At 70.3% G+C, this 17877-nt stretch carries 16 protein-coding genes; 6 read left to right on the top strand and 10 right to left on the bottom strand.

Annotated features, from left to right (window positions below):
• The 6 genes from dnaB to RIN75_RS01795 all read right to left on the bottom strand — a co-directional run bounded on the left by dnaB (position 1) and on the right by RIN75_RS01795 (position 5812).
• Positions 1-2574, bottom strand: coding sequence for a replicative DNA helicase (gene dnaB, locus RIN75_RS01820; RefSeq protein ID WP_309110424.1), 2574 nt, complete (start codon positions 2572-2574; stop codon positions 1-3).
• 440 nt (positions 2575-3014) lie between these two features.
• Complete coding sequence (gene rplI, locus RIN75_RS01815) at positions 3015-3470, bottom strand: 50S ribosomal protein L9 (RefSeq protein WP_309109952.1); 456 nt, start codon at positions 3468-3470, stop codon at positions 3015-3017.
• A gap of 16 nt (positions 3471-3486) precedes the next feature.
• Positions 3487-3726, bottom strand: coding sequence for a 30S ribosomal protein S18 (rpsR, locus tag RIN75_RS01810; RefSeq protein ID WP_033428226.1), 240 nt, complete (start codon positions 3724-3726; stop codon positions 3487-3489).
• Positions 3727-3771: 45 nt separating this feature from the next.
• Complete coding sequence (locus RIN75_RS01805) at positions 3772-4269, bottom strand: single-stranded DNA-binding protein (RefSeq protein ID WP_309109951.1); 498 nt, start codon at positions 4267-4269, stop codon at positions 3772-3774.
• An 11-nt stretch (positions 4270-4280) separates the two neighbouring features.
• Positions 4281-4577: a 30S ribosomal protein S6 gene (gene rpsF, locus RIN75_RS01800; protein WP_309109950.1), complete on the bottom strand. Its 297-nt coding sequence runs from the start codon at positions 4575-4577 to the stop codon at positions 4281-4283.
• 248 nt (positions 4578-4825) lie between these two features.
• Positions 4826-5812: a hypothetical protein gene (locus tag RIN75_RS01795; RefSeq protein ID WP_309109949.1), complete on the bottom strand. Its 987-nt coding sequence runs from the start codon at positions 5810-5812 to the stop codon at positions 4826-4828.
• Between the two features lie 150 nt (positions 5813-5962).
• Here RIN75_RS01795 and RIN75_RS01790 point away from each other — a divergent pair, with 150 nt between their 5' ends.
• Genes RIN75_RS01790 through RIN75_RS01775 form a run of 4 tightly spaced genes read left to right on the top strand, consistent with a single transcriptional unit; the run spans position 5963 to position 9133 of the window.
• Positions 5963-6733 (top strand): deoxyribonuclease IV, encoded by a 771-nt coding sequence (locus RIN75_RS01790; RefSeq protein WP_309109948.1) that lies wholly within the window; start codon positions 5963-5965, stop codon positions 6731-6733.
• Positions 6730-8115 carry a glycosyltransferase 87 family protein gene (locus tag RIN75_RS01785; RefSeq protein ID WP_309109947.1) on the top strand — a complete coding sequence of 462 codons (1386 nt, stop codon included), beginning with the start codon at positions 6730-6732 and terminating at the stop codon, positions 8113-8115. The genes RIN75_RS01790 and RIN75_RS01785 overlap by 4 nt, the downstream gene beginning before the upstream one ends.
• Positions 8112-8750: a methyltransferase domain-containing protein gene (locus RIN75_RS01780; protein WP_309109946.1), complete on the top strand. Its 639-nt coding sequence runs from the start codon at positions 8112-8114 to the stop codon at positions 8748-8750. Before RIN75_RS01785 ends, RIN75_RS01780 begins: the two co-directional genes overlap by 4 nt.
• The gene (locus RIN75_RS01775) at positions 8747-9133 is read left to right on the top strand and encodes a DUF3052 domain-containing protein (protein ID WP_309109945.1); all 387 of its coding nucleotides are present in this window, start codon (positions 8747-8749) and stop codon (positions 9131-9133) included. The genes RIN75_RS01780 and RIN75_RS01775 overlap by 4 nt, the downstream gene beginning before the upstream one ends.
• 215 nt (positions 9134-9348) lie before the next feature.
• Here the strand turns inward: RIN75_RS01775 and RIN75_RS01765 are convergent, their stop codons facing one another.
• The 3 genes from RIN75_RS01765 to RIN75_RS01755 form a co-directional block, all read right to left on the bottom strand.
• Positions 9349-10896 (bottom strand): glycosyltransferase 87 family protein, encoded by a 1548-nt coding sequence (locus RIN75_RS01765; protein ID WP_309109943.1) that lies wholly within the window; start codon positions 10894-10896, stop codon positions 9349-9351.
• An 898-nt stretch (positions 10897-11794) separates the two neighbouring features.
• The gene (locus RIN75_RS01760) at positions 11795-14728 is read right to left on the bottom strand and encodes a transglycosylase domain-containing protein (RefSeq protein ID WP_309109942.1); all 2934 of its coding nucleotides are present in this window, start codon (positions 14726-14728) and stop codon (positions 11795-11797) included.
• A 94-nt stretch (positions 14729-14822) separates the two neighbouring features.
• Positions 14823-15227 carry a DUF5318 domain-containing protein gene (locus tag RIN75_RS01755; protein WP_309109941.1) on the bottom strand — a complete coding sequence of 135 codons (405 nt, stop codon included), beginning with the start codon at positions 15225-15227 and terminating at the stop codon, positions 14823-14825.
• A 166-nt stretch (positions 15228-15393) separates the two neighbouring features.
• Between RIN75_RS01755 and RIN75_RS01750 the strand changes: the two genes are divergently transcribed.
• Positions 15394-15936 carry a PadR family transcriptional regulator gene (locus tag RIN75_RS01750; RefSeq protein WP_309109940.1) on the top strand — a complete coding sequence of 181 codons (543 nt, stop codon included), beginning with the start codon at positions 15394-15396 and terminating at the stop codon, positions 15934-15936.
• Between the two features lie 29 nt (positions 15937-15965).
• Positions 15966-17057 carry an inositol-3-phosphate synthase gene (locus RIN75_RS01745; protein ID WP_309109939.1) on the top strand — a complete coding sequence of 364 codons (1092 nt, stop codon included), beginning with the start codon at positions 15966-15968 and terminating at the stop codon, positions 17055-17057.
• A gap of 66 nt (positions 17058-17123) precedes the next feature.
• On the opposite strand, the gene RIN75_RS01740 is transcribed toward RIN75_RS01745, so the two are convergent.
• On the bottom strand, positions 17124-17849 hold the full coding sequence (locus RIN75_RS01740) for an SDR family oxidoreductase (protein WP_309109938.1): 726 nt from the start codon (positions 17847-17849) through the stop codon (positions 17124-17126).
• Positions 17850-17877 lie beyond the last annotated feature (28 nt).

Here is a 17877-nt window from a genome sequence, read left to right as displayed (position 1 = left end):
TCAGCCCTGGGCGAGGTCGGCGAAGCGGCTGTAGTGGAGCTGGTGGGCGACCGTGATGGTGGCCGTGGGACCGGCGCGGTGCTTGGCGATGATCAGGTCCGCCTCGCCCGCGCGCGGGTCGTCGCGCTCCCACGCGTCGGGGCGGTTGATCAGGATGACCATGTCGGCGTCCTGTTCCAGCGAGCCGGACTCGCGCAGGTCGGACAGCTGGGGGCGCTTGTCGGTGCGCTGCTCGGGACCGCGGTTCAGCTGGGAGATCGCGATCACCGGGACCTCCAGCTCCTTCGCGATCAGCTTCAGGTTCCGGGAGAACTCCGAGACCTCCTGCTGGCGCGACTCGCTGCGCTTGCCCGACGACATCAGCTGGAGGTAGTCGACCACCACCAGCCGCAGGTCGTGCCGCTGCTTGAGCCGGCGCGCCTTGGCCCGGATCTCCATCATGGTCAGGTTCGGCGAGTCGTCGATGAACAACGGCGCCTCGCTGATCTCACTCATCCGCCGCGCGAGCCGCGTCCAGTCGTCGTCACTCATCCGCCCACCGCGCATGTCGCCGAGCCGGATGCGGGCCTCGGCGGACAGCATGCGCATGACGATCTCGGTCTTGCTCATCTCCAGCGAGAAGAACGCACTGGTCAGTCCGTGCTTCACCGACGCCGACCGGGCGAAGTCCAGTCCCAGCGTCGAGTTGTGGGTGGGGATCATCGACCGGCTCGCCAAGTACAGGTGATCGGCGTTGTCCACCTCGACGCAGCGCACGGGGACGCTGTCGACCGGCCGGACGTCGACGATGTACCGGGACCCGGTGCGGGCCGTGCTCGCCGTGCGCCGCCGCTCCTTCAGCACGAGCCTCTTGCGTTCGAGCCGGAAGACGTCGTCGTCCGTGCCGAAGGTCAGGGTGTACGCGGTCGAGGAGTCCTCATCGCGGCCAGGCACCCGTTTCGTCGAGAATCCGCACCGGTAGCCGAGGCTGACCACCAGTTCGCGCACGTCCTCGGCGAGCCGCCGGTTGGTGACGCTGAACTGCACCGACCCGCCGGTGGTCACCGTGCCGACGGTGTCGAGGAGACCGGCGAGCAGGGCCCGGCGCTGCGCCTCCGCCGCCCGCAGGTACTCGGCCGGGATGTGCTTGGCACCGAGGACGCCGAGGCTGCGCAGGACCGCCTGCACCGTGCCGTGGTGGCTGTGGCACTGCCGGCACCTGCGCATACCGGTGGACGGCTTGCCGCAGTCGGGGCACGTCGGTGCCGGCACGGGCGCGGAGGTGAAGCGGGCTTTGCCGCCGCAGCCGCGGCCACAGGTGCGGACCTGGCTGGTCTGCGGTGTGAACCGCTCGCCGCACACAGCGCACTCGCGTTCGGCGGGCTGCTCGGCCGAGAGCCGGATGCCGTAGAGCAGTGGTCCCTGCGGGACCACGTCGTAGCCCTCGGCCTCGACATGGCACGTGATCTCGGGGTCGGCCGTGGTGAACCGCGCGGACGCCGAGTGGCCGTCGCCGAGCCAGACGCCCAGGACGTACGGCGCGAGCGGTAGCGGTCGGTCGGGCAGGGCGAGCGGTCGGGCGTTGGTGACCGAGTGGTTGAGGCGCGCGTCGGCCGTGGTGCAGCGCAGCGTGGCCGCGATCTCGCGGGTGGTGCGGACCTCGGCGAACGTCCTCTGGTTCCGGTTGCGCCCGGCGGCGGCGGCATCGGCGGACTTGCGGGAGGCTCGGGTCTCGGTCAGCCACTGGTGCTCCGCGTCGGCGACGACCACGGTGCCGTCGGAGAACTCCACCTCGTAGCACGGTCGGCCGTGCATGACGTCGGTGGCGGCGACTACCGTCGTGGGCACGCCGTCCGCGCCGATCAGCTGGTCGCCGACCGCGACGTCGCCCATCGTCGTCCAACCGGTCGGGGTGGGCAGCGGCGTGTCCAGCGCCAGCGCCTTGCCCACGCCCGGTCGGGCCGCGACGATGATCATCTGGCCGGGGTGCAGGCCGTTGGTCAGCTCGTCCAGGTCGGCGAAGCCGGTCGGGATGCCCAGCGACGAGCCGCCGCGCGAGGCGATGGCGTCGATCTCGTCCATGGTCGGCTGGAGCAGTTCCTCCAGCACCACGTAGTCCTCGGTCGTCCGGCGCTCGGTGACCTCGTAGATGGCGGCCTGGGCGCGGTCCACGACCTCGTCGACGTCGGCGCCCTCGGCGCCGTTGTAGCCCAGCTGCACGATGCGGGTGCCGGCCTCGACCAGGCGGCGCAGGACGGCCTTCTCGGCGACGATCTCCGCGTAGTACGAGGCGTTGGCGGCCGTCGGCACGGTCGCGATCAGGGTGTGCAGGTACGGGGCGCCGCCGACGCGCAGCAGCTCGCCGCGCCGCTCCAGCTCGGCCGACACGGTGATCGGGTCGGCGGGCTCGCCGCGCCCGTACAGGTCGAGGATGCAGTCGTAGATGGCCTGGTGCGCGGGCCGGTAGAAGTCGTTGGGCGCGAGCACCTCGACGACGTCGGCGATGGCGTCCTTGCTCAGCAGCATGCCGCCGAGCACGGACTGCTCCGCCGCTAGGTCCTGGGGCGGCTGCCGCTCGAAGCCGGGGTCGGCCATCCCCCGGTCGTCCACCAGCGCCACCGCGCACTCACCCCAATCCGCTCGTGCCCTGTTTTCTACCCCGCGGGTACGACAATTTCCGCGAGCCACGCTCAGCGACTTCGCGGACGCTAGTGACCCCCGGATGGCGCAGGCAAACGGCCCTGGGGACAGACCGGTGGACAGCTTGGGGATGGTTCCGGCGGGTTGGCCACAACGCCGGGGAAAGCTGTGGACAACCTGGGTACAACTCCGGCCATGACAGAAGTTTTCCCACGTCAGACCCTGTGGATAGAGATGTGGAAAAGTCCTTCGTCACACCTTCGGCGTGTCGCGTGTAACCGCGTCTACGGCGTGTCGCGCACGGGCTGTCACACCGGGTTGTCCACAGCCGGACGTGCGAAGGCGCCGCCCGTCCGGAGTACCGGTCGGACGGCGCCTCTCGAAAGCGGCGAACGTCAGTTCGCGGCGGCGACCTCGACGGCCAGCGACACCGTGACCTCGGGGTGCAGGCGCACGGCGACCGTGTGCTTGCCCAGGGTCTTGATGTGGCCGGCGATCTCGACGGCGCGCTTGTCCAGCGTCGGGCCGCCCGCGGAGCGGACCGCGGACACGACGTCGGACGTGGTGACCGAGCCGAACAGCTTCTTGGAGCCGACGGCGGCCTTGGCCTTGAGCGTCACGGAGCCGAGGCCCTCGAGCGCGGCCTTGATCTCCTTGGCGTGGTCCAGGTCGCGGACCCGGCGGGTCTCCTGCGCACGGCGGATGACCTCGACCTGCTTGGCCGCGCCCTTGGTGGCGACGATCGCCAGGCCGCGGGGCAGCAGGTAGTTGCGGCCGTAGCCGTCCTTGACCTCGACGATGTCGCCGGGGCCACCGAGGCCGCTGACGTCAGCGGTGAGGATGAGCTTCACGGTGTGTCCCCCTTTCTCAGCGAGCGGTCGAGGTGTAGGGCAGCAGCGCCATCTCGCGGGCGTTCTTCACGGCCACGGCGACGTCGCGCTGGTGCTGGGAGCAGTTGCCGGTGACCCGGCGGGCACGGATCTTGCCGCGGTCGGAGATGTACTTCCGCAGCAGGGTCGTGTCCTTGTAGTCGATCAGGTTGGCGTTGCGGTCCTTGCAGAAGGCGCAGACCTTCTTCTTGGGCTTGCGCACAGGCGGCTTGGCCATGTGGGTACTCCTGGATGAAGCGGTGAAGTGAAGGGGGGTGCGGGTCTAGAAGGGGGGCTCGTCGGAGAAGCCGCCGCCGGAGCCCGCCGGGGGCGCGGAGCCCCACGGGTCGTCCACCGGAGCGCCACCGCCGCGGGACTGACCGCCGCCGCCGCCGAAGCCGCCGCCGCCGTCACCCCGGCTCACCTTGTTGACCTTCGCGGTCGCGTACCGCAGCGAGGGGCCGATCTCGTCGACCTCCAGCTCGATGACGGTGCGCTTCTCGCCTTCCTTCGTCTCGAAGGAACGCTGGCGCAGGCGCCCGGTCACGAGCACGCGCGAGCCGCGGGTGAGCGACTCGGCCACGTTCTCCGCGACCTGCCGCCACACGTTGCACCGCAGGAACAGCGCCTCCCCGTCCTTCCACTCGCCGGACTGGCGGTCGAAGGTGCGGGGCGTGGAGGCGACCGTGAAGCTCGCCACCGCGGCACCCGACTGGGTGAAGCGGAGTTCCGGATCGGCGGTCAGGTTCCCGACCACCGTGATCGTCGTCTCGCCTGCCATGTGGAGGACTCCTAAGCCTTGGCGGGCTCGCGGCGCAGGACCTTGGTCCGCAGCACCGTCTCCTGCAGGCCGAGCTGGCGGTCCAGCTCCTTCACCGCGTCCGGGGTCGAGGTCAGGTCGAGCACCGCGTAGATGCCCTCGGTGTTCTTGTTGATCTCGAAGCTCAACCGGCGCTTGCCCCACACGTCGACCTTCTCCACGTTGCCACCGCTGGTGCGGATGACGTTGAGGAACGTGTCGAGCGACGGCGCGATGGTGCGCTCGTCGAGACTGGGGTCCAGGATGACCATCACTTCGTAATGACGCATGAAGACCACTCACCTCCTGTGGACTCGGCGGCCACGGACGTTCCGTGGCAGGAGGGTCGTCGCGTCAGCAACCCGGGAAGGCTAGCAGGAGGCCCCCGGGGGCCGTGCCGCCGGGGGCCGTGCTCGATTGCGCCGCCTCCGGCGTCGCGGCGAGTCCGCCTGGAGGTCGGCTCGTCACGCCGCGTTTCGCCGATCGAAAGCATGATCGTCGGAAAAGGCGACGCGACAAGCCGACGCGGCCTCGCGGGTCAGGCGACCGCGCGCCTGAGCACCCAGGTCCTTACTAGAGCACCTGTCACGAAGGAGAGCATCAACACCGCCAGCAGCACCGGGGCCGCCACACCGCCGCCGAGACCGCCGCCACCCGGCAGGGCCTGGGCGCGGCCGGCGGTCTGGACGCCGTCGTTGGACGGGGTCGGCAGGCCGTAGCCGGGGCGGTAGCCGGTGACGTTCCCGCCGTAACGGATGCCCGGCGACGGGGAGAACCGGCCGGGCATCGCGAACGGCAGCGAGCCGTAGCTGAACAGCGGCACGCGGCCGAAGTTCCCGCTGAACGGGTTGCTGCCGTACAGCGGCAGGTCCAACCCGCCCACACCGCCGACGGGGGTGAAGCCGTTCTCACCACCGCCGGGCTGGGTCCCCGGCTGGCCACCGGGCTGGCCGGTGCCGGGCTGGCCCGTCCCCGGCTGTCCCGTGCCCGGTTGACCGGGCTGGGAGCCGGGCAGGACCTGGCCGACGACCTGCTGGGAGGTGTCCGCGACCGCCTTCGACCCGTCCTGGACGGGGGCCGCCGCCGCGTTCACGCCGGTCACGGTCACGCCGCAGAGCTTGGTCAGGGTCTCCTGCACCCGGCCGGTCAGCGTGGTGATGACCGGCCCGAGCAGCGGGATCTTGTTCAGCTCGGCGTTGACCTGGTTGGCGATGTGCCCGCCGGTGATGACGCCCGACCCGGTGGGGATGGCCCCGATCGGGATCGGCGGCAGGGCGTTGAACGTCGTCTTGAACGGCTCCGCGAGGGGCGGCCCGAGCAGCGGGATCGCCCGGATCAGGTCGGTGATCGGCTGCACCACGGCGCCGGGGCTCAGCGACACGGGCGTGCCGGGAGCACCCTGGACGCTCGTCGCGCAACTGCCGACCACCACCGGCTCGGCCGCCTGCGCGGTGCCCGAGCCGGTCGCCGCGACCGCGAGCACCACGGCCGCCGCGCCCAACAGCCGGGTGAGTCGGGTCCGCATGGCTGTCCTCCTGCCGTGCCCCACGCCGTTACCTACTTACAAGTAACGAGCGTAAGGCCTTCGGGTGACGCGAGTCATGCGCTCTTTTCACAAAACCCGTATCGGCGTCGGCTCCTGACTCGTTGCAGCACCCGGCTACTCTGCACAACCATGCGCATCGGGGCCCACGTCCGCGACGACGACCCGCTGGGCGCCGCGGCTGCTCGCGGGGCCGAAGTCGTCCAGTTCTTCCTCGCCGACCCGCAGGGGTGGAAGGCGCCCAAGCCGCACCCCCAGACCGAGGGCCTGCTGGCCTCGGACCTCGACGTCTTCATCCACGCGCCCTACCTGGCCAACGTGGCGTCGCTGAACAACCGCATCCGCATCCCGTCCCGCAAGATGGTCCTCCAGCACGCCGAGGGCGCGGCCAAGGTCGGCGCGAAGGGCCTGATCGTGCACGGCGGCCACGTCGGCAAGGGCGACGACCCGGCCGAGGGCATCGCGAACTGGCGGAAGATGTTCGAGCGGCAGGCCGCCGAGGGCGGGTTCGCGGTGCCGATCCTGATCGAGAACACCGCGGGCGGCGAGAACGCCATGGCCCGCACGTTCGACATGCTCGCCCGGCTGTGGGACGCGGTGGGCGAGTTCGACGCCGGGTTCTGCCTGGACACCTGCCACGCGTTCGCCTCCGGCGAGGACCTGGTGGGCATCGTCGACCGGGTGAAGGCCATCACCGGCCGCATCGACCTGGTCCACCTCAACAGCTCGCGCGACGAGTTCGGCTCCAGCCGCGACCGGCACGCCAACATCGCCACCGGCACGATCGACCCGGAGCAGTTGGTCGCGGTGGTCGCCGCGGCCGGGTCGCCGGCGCTGGTGGAGACACCGGACGAAGGGCAGGCGGAGGACATCGCGTTCCTCCGCGAGCACCTGGGCCGATGAGCGTGACGCGGGAGGTGTCGGCCGTGCCCGAGCGGGCGCGCGGGGAGCGGTCGCACCGGCTCGGCCGGGCCGCGCTGGCCGCGCTGGTCCTCCTGTGCGGGGTGACGCTGCTGCTCGGGTTCGCCAACAAGGACCGCTGCACCGGCCCGGAGTTCGACCAGTGGGGCCGCAGCGCGCCGGACTACGAGGAGCGCAACAAGTCCGAGGTCTGCTACTCCGACATCCAGCACCTGTGGATCGGCCGGGACGTCGACCGGCACGTCTTCCCGTACGTGCACGGCAGCATCAACAGCAAGGGCGTGCTGATCGGCGGCACCGTCGAGTACCCGGTGCTGACCGGCCTGCTGATCTGGGCGGGCGCGATCTTCGCCCACACCGACGCGGCGTTCCTGCTGTTCAGCGCGTTGCTGATGGCCCCGTTCGGGCTGGCGACGGCGTGGCTGCTGGGCAAGCTCAGCCGGTGGCGGGCGCTGCTGTGGGCGGTCGGCCCGCCGATGGTGCTCTACGCGTTCCACAACTGGGACCTGCCGGTCGTGTTCTGCGCGGTCGCCGCGGTCTACGTGGTGCACCGGGGGTGGGGGCGGACGCCGAAACCGCTGGTGGACCGGGCCGTGGTGGCGTCGGTCCTGCTCGGCCTGGGCTTCGCGTTCAAGATCTACCCGGCGGCGTTCGTGCTGCCGCTGTGCCTGTACGTGCTGACCGGCGGGCACGAGGGCCTGAAGAACCGCGAGCGGTACGACGTCGCGGGCGCGGTGAAGGTCGCGTTCGCCTCGATCGTCACGGTGGTGCTGGTCAACCTGCCGTTCGCGATCGCAGGCTTCGAGGGCTGGCAGGCGTCGTTCACGTTCCAGCAGCTGCGGCGCGTGGACATCACGACCAACTCGATCTGGTTCTGGTCGATGCGGCCGTTCATGGCCGACGAGACCATGCAGGGCGTGGTCAGCGTGCTGTCGCCGGTGGGCATCCTGGCGTCGTTCGCGCTGGCGTGCTGGCTGGGCTGGCGGCGGTTCCAGCGCGACGGCGTGTACCCGTGGGTGCCGGTGTCGGCGGCCATGCTGTGCGGGTTCCTGCTGCTGCACAAGGTCCACTCGCCGCAGTACACGCTGTGGCTGGTGCCGATGTTCGTGCTGCTGCGGGTGCCGCTGGGCTGGGCGTTCGCGTACTTCGCGGCCGACCTCGCGATGGGCATCGGGATCTTCCGCTGGTACTACGCGATCGAGTTCGCCCAGCCGTCGGGCATCTACGACGGGTTCTCCGCGCAGGCCGTGGTGATCGGCGTGTGGGGGCGGGCGGCGCTGCTGGTGGCGTTGTTCGTCGTGTTCCTGAAAGCCCGGGTGACCTTCCCCGAACGCGTGCGCTTCCTGCCTAAAGTGGCTTCGTGACCTTCCTCGAACCCACCCGTGCCGCTTACGACACGGTCGCCGAGTCCTACCACGAAGCGCTCAAGGACGTGCTGGCCGAGAACCGGGCGGGCAGCGTCCTGGACCGGGCCATGCTGGGCGCGTTCGCCGAGCTGGTGACCGGGCGGGTGGCGGACGTCGGCTGCGGTCCGGGGCGGATCACCGGTCACCTGGCGGCGCTGGGCCTGGACGTGTTCGGCGTCGACCTGTCGCCGGAGATGGTCGCGATCGCCCGCCGGACCCACCCGGACGTGCGGTTCGAGGTCGGTTCCATGACGGCTCTGGACCTGCCGGACGGCTCGCTGGGCGGCCTGGTGGCGTGGTACTCGGTCATCCACGTCCCGCCGGCCGAGCACCCGGCCGTGTTCGCCGAGTTCCACCGCGTCCTGGCGCCGGGCGGGCACCTGCTGCTCGGGTTCCAGGTGGGTGACGAGGCCAAGCACATCACCGAGGCGTACGGGCACAGCGGTCTCGACGCGATGGCGTACCGGCTGAACGTGGACAAGGTGGCGGCGGACCTGGCCGGGGCGGGCTTCACCCCGCACACGACCCTGGTCCGCGAGCCGCTGGAGGAGTACGAGAAGACCCCGCAGGCCTACGTCCTGGTGCGGCGGTGACCGGGTATTCGGGCAAGCCCCTGCACGTGAAGCTGGGCGTCAAGCCGGGTCACCGGGTCCTGCTGGCGGGTTCCCCGAAGGACTTCGGCCTGGACTGCCCGTTCCACCGGAGGGCGGGCCGCGACCCGTACGACGTCCAGCTCGTGTTCTGCCCGGACCGAGCCGCCCTGATCCGCCAGTGGGACGCCTCGGTGGCCCGGATGACCACGGCGGGCGCGCTGTGGATCTCCTGGCCGAAGAAGTCGTCGGGCGTGCCCACGGACCTGGACGAGAACGGCGTCCGCGACCACGCCCTGGCGCACGGCCTGGTCGACGTGAAGGTGTGCGCGGTCGACGAGACCTGGTCCGCCCTGAAACTGGTCCGCCGCCTGACCGACCGCTGACTTGCCACCGCGGCCACTCGGCCGTCTACACGGCAGAACTTCTCCGATCGCTCAGACCAAATGCTCCACCGTGACGTCGTCCCACCGGCGCGCCAGGTGCTCCGCGACCAACCTGCGGTGGCAGTGGTGTGGCTTGTCCTCACTGCACAGCAGAGCGGCGCCTGATGCTCGTGAATGTGCTCGGCAATTCCGCAAAAGGGCGGAAGAGCGTGCCGCTAGGCCGCGTGAGCCGGTGCGCGGCGGCCGAAGCGGAGGACCCGTTTGTCCGGAGCGCCGTCGAGGAAGCCGCCGCACGGGTCGTCGTCGCCCGCCCTGCGCACCAGGTCCTGCGCCGGCCGGTAGATCTCGCGCACGATGAACACGCACAGCACGACCACCGCGACGTCCCGCACCACCACCGCGCCCAGGAACCAGTCGATCGGCAGGCCCTTGTTGTCCACGCCCAGGTAGAAGAACATGCGCGGCACCCAGACCAGGGCGTCCACCGTCATCCACGCCAGGAGCAGCCGCCAACGCGGCAGCGCGAGGACCGCCAGCGGCACCAGCCACAGCGAGTACTGCGGGCTCCACACCTTGTTCGTCAGCAGGAACGCCGCCACCACCAGGAACGCGAGCTGCGCCAGGCGCGGCCGGGTCGGCGCGGACAGCGCGACGAAGCCGATGGCGGCGCAGCAGATCAGGAACAGGACCGCGCTCACGGTGTTGAGCACCTCGGGCGCCTGACCCTGCACCAGGCCCGGGTCGAAGCCCTTCCAGTCGGTCCACTGGGCGACCACGTTGTAGAGCGAGTCCGGGTCGACCCCGCGCTCGGTGTTCAGCCGGAAGAACTCGCGCCAGCCCGCCGGGTACAGGATCGCGATCGGCGCGTTCACCGCCGCCCACGTGAACAGGGTGGTGCCCAGCGTGGTGAGCCCGGCGCGCATCTTGTCCGCCCGCCAGCACAGCAGCAGCAACGGTCCGAGCAGGAACAACGGGTACAGCTTCGCCGCGCCGCCCAACCCGAGCAGGACGCCCGCGAGCACGGGTTTCTTGCGCGCCCACGCCAGCATGCCCGCCGTGGCGAAGGCGGTCGCCAGGGTGTCGAAGTTGGTGAACGCGTGCACGACGACCAAGGGCGACACGGCGACGATGGCCGCGTCCCACACCCGCTGGCGCGCCAGTCGGGCCACCGCGTAGGTGGTCACCAGCCACGCGAAGGCCAGCCACAGCGCGGTGATGTCGAAGTACACGATCACCGTCATCGGGTTCGGCAGCCAGCCGCTCTCGGCGATCCGGGTCCAGCCCTGCGCCATGCGCGCGTTGAGCCACTGGAACAGCCCCGTCACCACCGGGTACTCCATGTACCGGACGTGCGCGGTGGGCTTGCCCTCGTCGTCGATCCACGACGTCTTGTAGGGGAACGTGCCCGGCTTGTCCAACCGCTCCGCCGTGTACAGCGGCACGGTGTCCGAGTAGCACATGGCGGTGAACTGCTTGCTGCCCCGCCAGTCGAGCTGCACCACCCCGTTGGTGTCGACGTACTGCTGCACGCACGGCGACTTCTGCAGGTAGGCGAGCGCGAGCGTCAACACGCCCAACAGCAGGATGACCCGCAACGGCGTCCAGAACCACTGCCGCCCCACCGACGCGTGCCGCCCCACCGGCCCCCCGAACGGCCGCGCGGCAGCCCGCGCCAGCGGCTCGGTCCACGTCGGGTAGACCCGCTCCGCCGGGCTGAGCGAGTCCGTGTCGTCGTCGTCCGTGTGCTGTGATGGGCTGGCCACGTGCCGGATGCTACGGCCACGAGGTGCGCGTGGCGTGAAGCGAGCCGGTCCGCCCCGAAAGCCGGTGCCGAGCCCGCCGTTGGTGTGCACCGGGAGGGACTCCAGACGGGCGAGCTGTAGACCCGCTGGTGCACCACCCGCCGGTGGCGCACTTCCACACGGCCGCGTTGGCCGTGCCGCTGCCCGCCAGGAGCCCGGCCGCGGCCAAAACGACTGCTCCCGCGGCTCCGGCCAAGCGCACGGCCGGGGGGCGCGCCCCTTCGGCGTACCGCGCGGCGCGAACGCCGGTCACGGCGGACTCGCCGAGGGTGGACACCTGTGCGTTCGCGGGCACGTCGAGCCGGTGCACTCGGCAGCGCCTCCAGGCGGACCGGCGTGCCGGTCAGGAACACCTTGCCCTGCGTGCCGCCCATTTCCTCGCCATGGGTTCCCTTCGGCTTTTGGGCGCGCCGCATGGCGGCCTGGAAATGAATCCCCGGCCGCTTGAACGGAAGTGTGTGGAAAGCTGTGAACCTCGGCGCGCGCCGCTATTGAGCGCTCACCCGGCGGTGAGTGCGATCTGCACCAGCGCGGCAGAGGTCGACGCATCGATGCGCGTGGATCTGGGTGTCGATCGGTGCCCGCGAGTTTTCGGGCACCGCCATCGAACGGTCGGAAATCATTACGCCAACCCCCGGGTTGCGGCACTCCGACAAGTGCGGCTCCACCAGCAGTCAAACTGGGTGATCACGGCGTGTCAACCGCCGTCACGTGAAGAGCTGAACGGTTCGCGCGGTTCTCCGGTTGTTTGCCGGATGAACACGGGGTCGCGAGCGTCGTCGTGTGACGGCTGCCCGAGCCAGTGTCCGACGGGCCGGAAACGCGTGAGGCCCGGCGCTGCGGCCGGGCCTCACGGTGGCTATCTCGTCGGTGGGCTGTCGCCGCCGATCGGATCCGGATCGTTCGGCTGCGTGGTGGTGGACGGGCAGCCGATGATGCCGCAGCCCGAGGGCTTGGTGGCCCTGGTCGTGGTGGTCGTCGGCTCGTCGCGCGTCGTCGTCGACCGGCCGGTGGTCGTCCGGTCGTCCTTGTCGTCGTCCTTGGTCGTGGTGGTCGTCGTCGTCGTCGGCTTCGGCGCTTCCGTCTCACCGATCGGCTTCGGCTTGGGGAACGTCTCCTTGGGGGCGTTCGCCAGCGCCTTGTCCATGAATTTCTTCCAGATCTGCCCCGGCAGGCCCGAGCCGTAGATCATCTCGTTCTTGGCGTTCTTCAACGCGACCGTGCCGGAGTCCGTGCCCATCCACACGCCCGCCGCGAGCGTCGGGGTGTAGCCGACCATCCAGGCCTTCGAGTTCTCCTGGCTGTTCGGGAGTTCGTGGGTACCGGTCTTGCCGGCGCACTCGCGGCCGTTGGCGCACGGGATGTTCGACTTGCCCGGGATGTGCTTGAGGACGTCGGTGACGTTGTCGGCGATGTCCTGGCTCTTCTGCGGGTCCGGGTCGAACGCGGGCCGTGTCACGTCGGTGTGCGTGTAGACGGCCTGGTCCTGCGAGTTCGTGATCTTCGTGATGAAGAACGGCTCGTGGTAGACGCCGCGGGCCGCGAAGGTCGCGTACGTGGAGGTCATGTCGAACGGCCGGACCTGCGTCGTACCACCACCGATGGAGATGTTGGCGTCCGGCGCGTTGCCGTTCTCGTCCTCCAGCAGCGTGTAGGTCTTCCCGCCGACGTCGACCTTCGGCGGGATGCCCGCCTGGTGGGCCGCCTGCGCGACCTTGCCGGTGCCGATCTTCAGCGCCATGTCGAAGAACACCGTGTTGACCGACTTGATCATCGCTTCGCGCACGCTGCACTGCGTGGGCACGTCGCACTTCACACCAGGCGAGTTCCGCACCGGGTTCTCCGGGCCACGGCCCGGGAACGTGCGGGGTGAGCTGCCGTCGTAGAGCTTGCCCGCGCCCTCGCCCTTCTGGAGCGCGGCGACGAGGTTGAACGGCTTGAACGACGAGCCGGGCTCCTGGAGCGTGCCCATCTGGTAGTCGATCCCCTGGCCGTTGCCGCCCCAGTAGGCGCGGACCGCGCCGGTGGCCGGGTCGATGGCGGACATCGAGGTCCGCAGCACCTCCGGCTGGCCCTTCATCACCTCGTTGACCGCCTCCTCGGCGGCGGCCTGCATGGCCGGGTCGATGGTGGTGTGCACGGTCACGCCGAGCTTCTGGGCCCGTTCGAGGCCCCACTGGTTGCGCTCCATCTCGGCCTCGACCTGCATCCGGATGAAGAGGCGGGTGCCGTCCAGACCGTTGTTGTTCACCTCGGCCAGCGGGACCGGGGGCACGTACTGGAGCTGCTCGCGCGCGGCCTGGTCGATGAACCCGAACTTCACCAGGTTGCCGGCGACGTATTCCCAGCGCTCCTTGCTGTACGCCTGGTTCTCGGACTTGCCCGGGTTCTGGATCATGCCGGCGAGCAGCGCGGCCTCGGACATCGTCAGCGTGTTCAGGTCGTCGCGGTTGAAGTAGACCTTGGCCGCTTCCTTGATGCCGTACGCGGACCGACCGAAGTAGATGGTGTTGAGGTAGGAGGTCAGGATCTCCTTCTTGTCCTGCTGCTCCGACATCTTGTACGCCTTGACGACCTCGGTGAACTTCCGCGACAGCGTCTCGTCGTCCTCGTCGGTCGCCTGCTTGACGTACTGCTGGGTCAGGCCGGAACCACCGCTCTTGCGGCCGGTGACCTGGTACCAGCCGGCGCGGGCGATGGCGCGGAAGTCGAAGCCCGGGTTCGTCTCGAACGTCGGGTCCTCGGCCGCGAACACGGCCTGCTTGACCACCTCGGGGATCTGGTCGTAGGTGACCATCGTCCGGTTGGCGCCGGACGGGGCGATCTTGGTCATGACCGAGCCGTCGGAGTACAGGATGGTGATCGCCTTGTCCTGCTTCGAGGCGGTCTCCTGCGGGTTGGGGACCTCGACCAGTTGGTAGGCGATCGCGAACGCGACGATCGGACCGAGGATCATCAGGAAGAGGCCGACGTACGAGATGCGGCGCACCCGGCGCCAGATCTTCTTCCGGCGCAAGGCTTTCTCCTCCTCCGGCGTCAGCTCGTCGTCGTACTCGTCCTCGTAGAACGGCTCCAGCTCGATCTCGTCCTCGCGGTGCGTGAGGAGTTCGGGCTCGCGGGCGACGGTCTGGTGCACGGGCGGGAGCAGGTCGGTCGGCTCCTCGCCGGGCCGGGGCCGTGGGGGCTGACCACCCGGGCCGGTGCCGGGGCCGGGTCGGCGCATACCGCCGGGAGGCGTGTTGGGGCGGCTGGGACCGCTCCGCGGCACGTGCCGCGTGGCGTTGGGGTCGGCGTTCGCCGCGGCGGGCACGCCGCCCGCGCGCGGGGGCGGGCCGCCGAAGCCGCCCTGACCGGGTGCGCCGGGCGCACCGCGACCGGGACCGTCGGCTGGGCCGCGACCGGGGCCGGGTTCGGGGGCGTGACGTCGACCACCCGACTGCGGGATGCCACCGGGGGGCGTGCCGGTGCCGCGGGGGATGCCACCCGGCGGGGTGCCGGTGCCGCCGCGCGGGACGCCGCCCGGGGGTGTGCCCGGGCCGCCGCGGGGGACGCCCCCGGGCGGCGCGCCGCCACCGCGCGGGACGCCGCCCGGCGGGGTGCCCTGGGGCGGGCGCGCGAAGCCGCCCGGCGGGGTGCCGTGGCGCGGTTGGCGCTCGAAACCGCCCGGTGGCGTGTTCGGACGGTCCGGCTGATCCCCTGCCCCGTGGCGGGGTGCCAGGCGGGCGTCCGGGTCCTCACCCGTCGGCCACTGCGGCTCCGCGCCACGGTGCCTGTCGTCATGCTGGTCGTTCACGAAATGGCCTCCCAGACCGGCGTGCGGTCGCACGCGGTTCGGTGGTCGTACGCCGTCGCCTTCGGCAGCGACGCCCGTGGCGGGAGCAGCACGTTCACTCCGCCGCGGTCCTCCTGCGCGGTTTGCGCGAGTTCACCCCGCGCGTTCCCAGGACGTATGACTGCACCAGGTGGTTCCAACTACATGTGCGGCAGACTTCGACCACGTACACGGTGAACTCCTCGAAGAGGTTCGCCATGCGGGTCAGTTCCTCGGCGGTGCGCGCGGACCCGGCCGCGTGCTTCAGCTCGTCGCCGTAGACCCAGGACACGAGGGTCAGGGGTTCCTTGCGGCAGACCGGGCAGGTCACCTCGCTCGGCCGGCCGTGGAACTTCGCAGCTCGCAGCAGGTACGGGCTGGCGTCGCAGACCTCCATCGTGCCCACCCGGCCCGCGTAGACCTCCGCCAGCAGCGCGCGTCGCTGCAAGGCGTAGTCCACCACCTGCCGTTGGGTCAGCACGGGACCAGAGTACGGGGCGGCAAAACCCCTTCGATGGGCCGTTCAGGGCAGTGCTCGCGATCACGTTGTGACCTTGTGCGCCCGGCCACATCTCAACGCGCGGACAGATGTATCGCACCGATATACTGAGCACACCCATCGGGCAGCGTAGTGCGGGAGGTGACGCGTGCTGGAGTTCGCCATCCTCGGGCTGCTGCACGAGGCGCCCATGCACGGGTACGAGCTGCGCAAGCGCTTGCACGAGCTGCTGGGGGCGTTCCGAGCGTTCTCCTACGGAACGCTGTACCCCACGCTGCGCCGCTTGCAACGCGCCGGGTGGATCGTCGAGGAGGCGCCGGAGGAGACCCGCAGCTGGGGTCGTCGTGCGCGCAAGGTCTACAAGCTCACCGCGGAGGGCAAGGAGCGGTTCGCCGACCTGCTGTCCAACGCGGGCCCCCAGACGTGGGACGACGACTCGTTCGGCGTCCACCTGGCGTTCTTCTCGCGGACCCCCGCGGAGATCAGGATGCGCATCCTCGAAGGCCGGCGGCGCCGGGTCGAGGAGCGGCGGGAAGGGCTGCGGACGGCTTTATCGGGCGCGAGCGAGCGGATCGACCGCTACACGCGCGAGCTGCACCGCATGGGGTTGGAGAGCACCGAACGCGAGGTGCGGTGGCTCAACGAGCTGATCGCGCACGAGCAGGCCGAACAGCGCGAGCGGGACGAATGACAGACGTAGAACACAAAGGAGGACTCGGCATGGGCGACAACCGCCGCACCGTTCGAGTGGCCATCGTCGGGGTCGGCAACTGCGCGGCGTCGCTGGTGCAGGGCGTCCAGTACTACCGCGACGCGGATCCGGCCACGCGCGTGCCCGGCCTGATGCACGTCCAGTTCGGCGAGTACCACGTCCGCGACGTCGAGTTCGTCGCCGCGTTCGACGTGGACGCCAAGAAGGTCGGCGTCGACCTGTCCGAGGCGATCGTGGCCAGCGAGAACAACACGATCAAGATCGCGGACGTGCCGCCGCTGGGCGTCACCGTGCAACGCGGGCCCACCCTCGACGGCCTCGGGAAGTTCTACCGGGAGACCATCGAGGAGTCCGACGAGGCGCCGGTGGACGTGGTCCAGGCCCTGCGCGACGCCGAGGTCGACGTCCTCGTGTCCTACCTGCCGGTCGGCTCCGAGGAGGCGGACCGCTTCTACGCGCAGGCCGCGATCGACGCGAAGGTGGCGTTCGTCAACGCCCTGCCGGTGTTCATCGCGTCCGACCCCGAATGGGCGCGGAAGTTCGAAGAGGCCGAGGTCCCGATCGTCGGCGACGACATCAAGTCCCAGGTCGGTGCCACCATCACGCACCGCGTGCTGGCCAAGCTGTTCGAGGACCGGGGCGTCCAGCTCGACCGCACCATGCAGCTCAACGTGGGCGGCAACATGGACTTCCTCAACATGAAGGAGCTGGAGCGGCTGGAGTCCAAGAAGGTCTCCAAGACGCAGGCGGTGACCTCGCAGGTCGACCGCGAGCTGGGCAAGCGGAACGTGCACATCGGCCCGTCGGACTACGTGGCGTGGCTGGACGACCGCAAGTGGGCGTACGTGCGGCTGGAGGGCCGGGCGTTCGGCGACGTGCCGCTGAACCTGGAGTACAAGCTCGAGGTGTGGGACTCGCCGAACTCCGCGGGCATCATCATCGACGCGGTGCGCGCGGCGAAGATCGCCCTGGACCGGGGCGTGGGCGGGCCGATCCTGTCGGCGTCGTCGTACTTCATGAAGTCGCCGCCGGTGCAGTACTCGGACTCCGAGGCGCGGGACGCGGTCGAGGCGTTCATCCGCGGCGACGTCGAGCGCTGACCTCGTCGACGAACGCCCCTGTGCCTTTCTCTTGGCACAGGGGCGTTCGCGCTGCTCAGCGTGTGATCAGCGCTTGCTGAGACGCAAGGACTGCCACGAGCCGTCGGCGGTCCACCCACCGTCCACGGGCAGCGCCACCCCGTTGATGAAGCCGCTGCGCCTGGCGTCGGCGAGGAACGACACGGCCTGCGCGATGTCGTCGGGGTAGGCGAACCGGCCCATCGGGACGTGGTCGGTGATGTCGGCGTCCCCGTAGTGCCCGCCGGCCTGCGACTCGACGTCCATTTCGGTCTTGACCCAGCCGGGGCAGACCGCGTTGACCCGGACACCTCGCCCACCCCACTCGACGGCGAGCGTGCGCGTCATGCCGATCAACCCGTGCTTGGTGGTGTTGTACGCGGCCCGATCCGCCACGCCCCGCAATCCCGCGACGGAGGCGATGTTCACCACTGCCCCGGACCCCTGGTCCAGCATCTTCCGCCCCAACGCCCGCGTCAGCAGGAACGGCCCGGTGAGGTTGACCGCGAGCATCCGCTGCCACTGCTCGACGGAGGTCTCCTCGAACGCCCAGATCCCCGCGATACCAGCGTTGTTGACCAACACGTCCACCCGGTCGAGCCGCCCCGCCAGCCGCTCGACGTCCGCCTCCGACGAGACGTCCCCCACAACCCCACCGGGCGTCTCCCGGAGGTCGAACCCGACAACCCGAAACCCGTCCTCCCGCAACACCTCGGCCACCCGGGCCCCGATCCCCTGAGCCGCCCCACTCACCACCGCAACCGGTTGATCCATGGCGGAGAGGCTAGGTCGGCGGGATCAT

Origin of the sequence: Saccharothrix sp. (assembly GCF_031180885.1) — a bacterium.
GTDB lineage: Bacteria > Actinomycetota > Actinomycetes > Mycobacteriales > Pseudonocardiaceae > Actinosynnema.
This window is presented reverse-complemented; position numbering and strand designations above follow the sequence as displayed.

What these genes read in the sequence shown, in the direction of transcription:
- dnaB (WP_309110424.1), bottom strand. Translation starts at nt 2,574, where the DNA reads ATGGCCGACCCCGGCTTCGAGCGGCAGCCGCCCCAGGACCTAGCGGCG.
- rpsR (WP_033428226.1), bottom strand. Translation starts at nt 3,726, where the DNA reads ATGGCCAAGCCGCCTGTGCGCAAGCCCAAGAAGAAGGTCTGCGCCTTC.
- RIN75_RS01805 (WP_309109951.1), bottom strand. Translation starts at nt 4,269, where the DNA reads ATGGCAGGCGAGACGACGATCACGGTGGTCGGGAACCTGACCGCCGAT.
- rpsF (WP_309109950.1), bottom strand. Translation starts at nt 4,577, where the DNA reads ATGCGTCATTACGAAGTGATGGTCATCCTGGACCCCAGTCTCGACGAG.
- RIN75_RS01795 (WP_309109949.1), bottom strand. Translation starts at nt 5,812, where the DNA reads ATGCGGACCCGACTCACCCGGCTGTTGGGCGCGGCGGCCGTGGTGCTC.
- RIN75_RS01790 (WP_309109948.1), top strand. Translation starts at nt 5,963, where the DNA reads ATGCGCATCGGGGCCCACGTCCGCGACGACGACCCGCTGGGCGCCGCG.
- RIN75_RS01785 (WP_309109947.1), top strand. Translation starts at nt 6,730, where the DNA reads ATGAGCGTGACGCGGGAGGTGTCGGCCGTGCCCGAGCGGGCGCGCGGG.
- RIN75_RS01745 (WP_309109939.1), top strand. Translation starts at nt 15,966, where the DNA reads ATGGGCGACAACCGCCGCACCGTTCGAGTGGCCATCGTCGGGGTCGGC.
- RIN75_RS01740 (WP_309109938.1), bottom strand. Translation starts at nt 17,849, where the DNA reads ATGGATCAACCGGTTGCGGTGGTGAGTGGGGCGGCTCAGGGGATCGGG.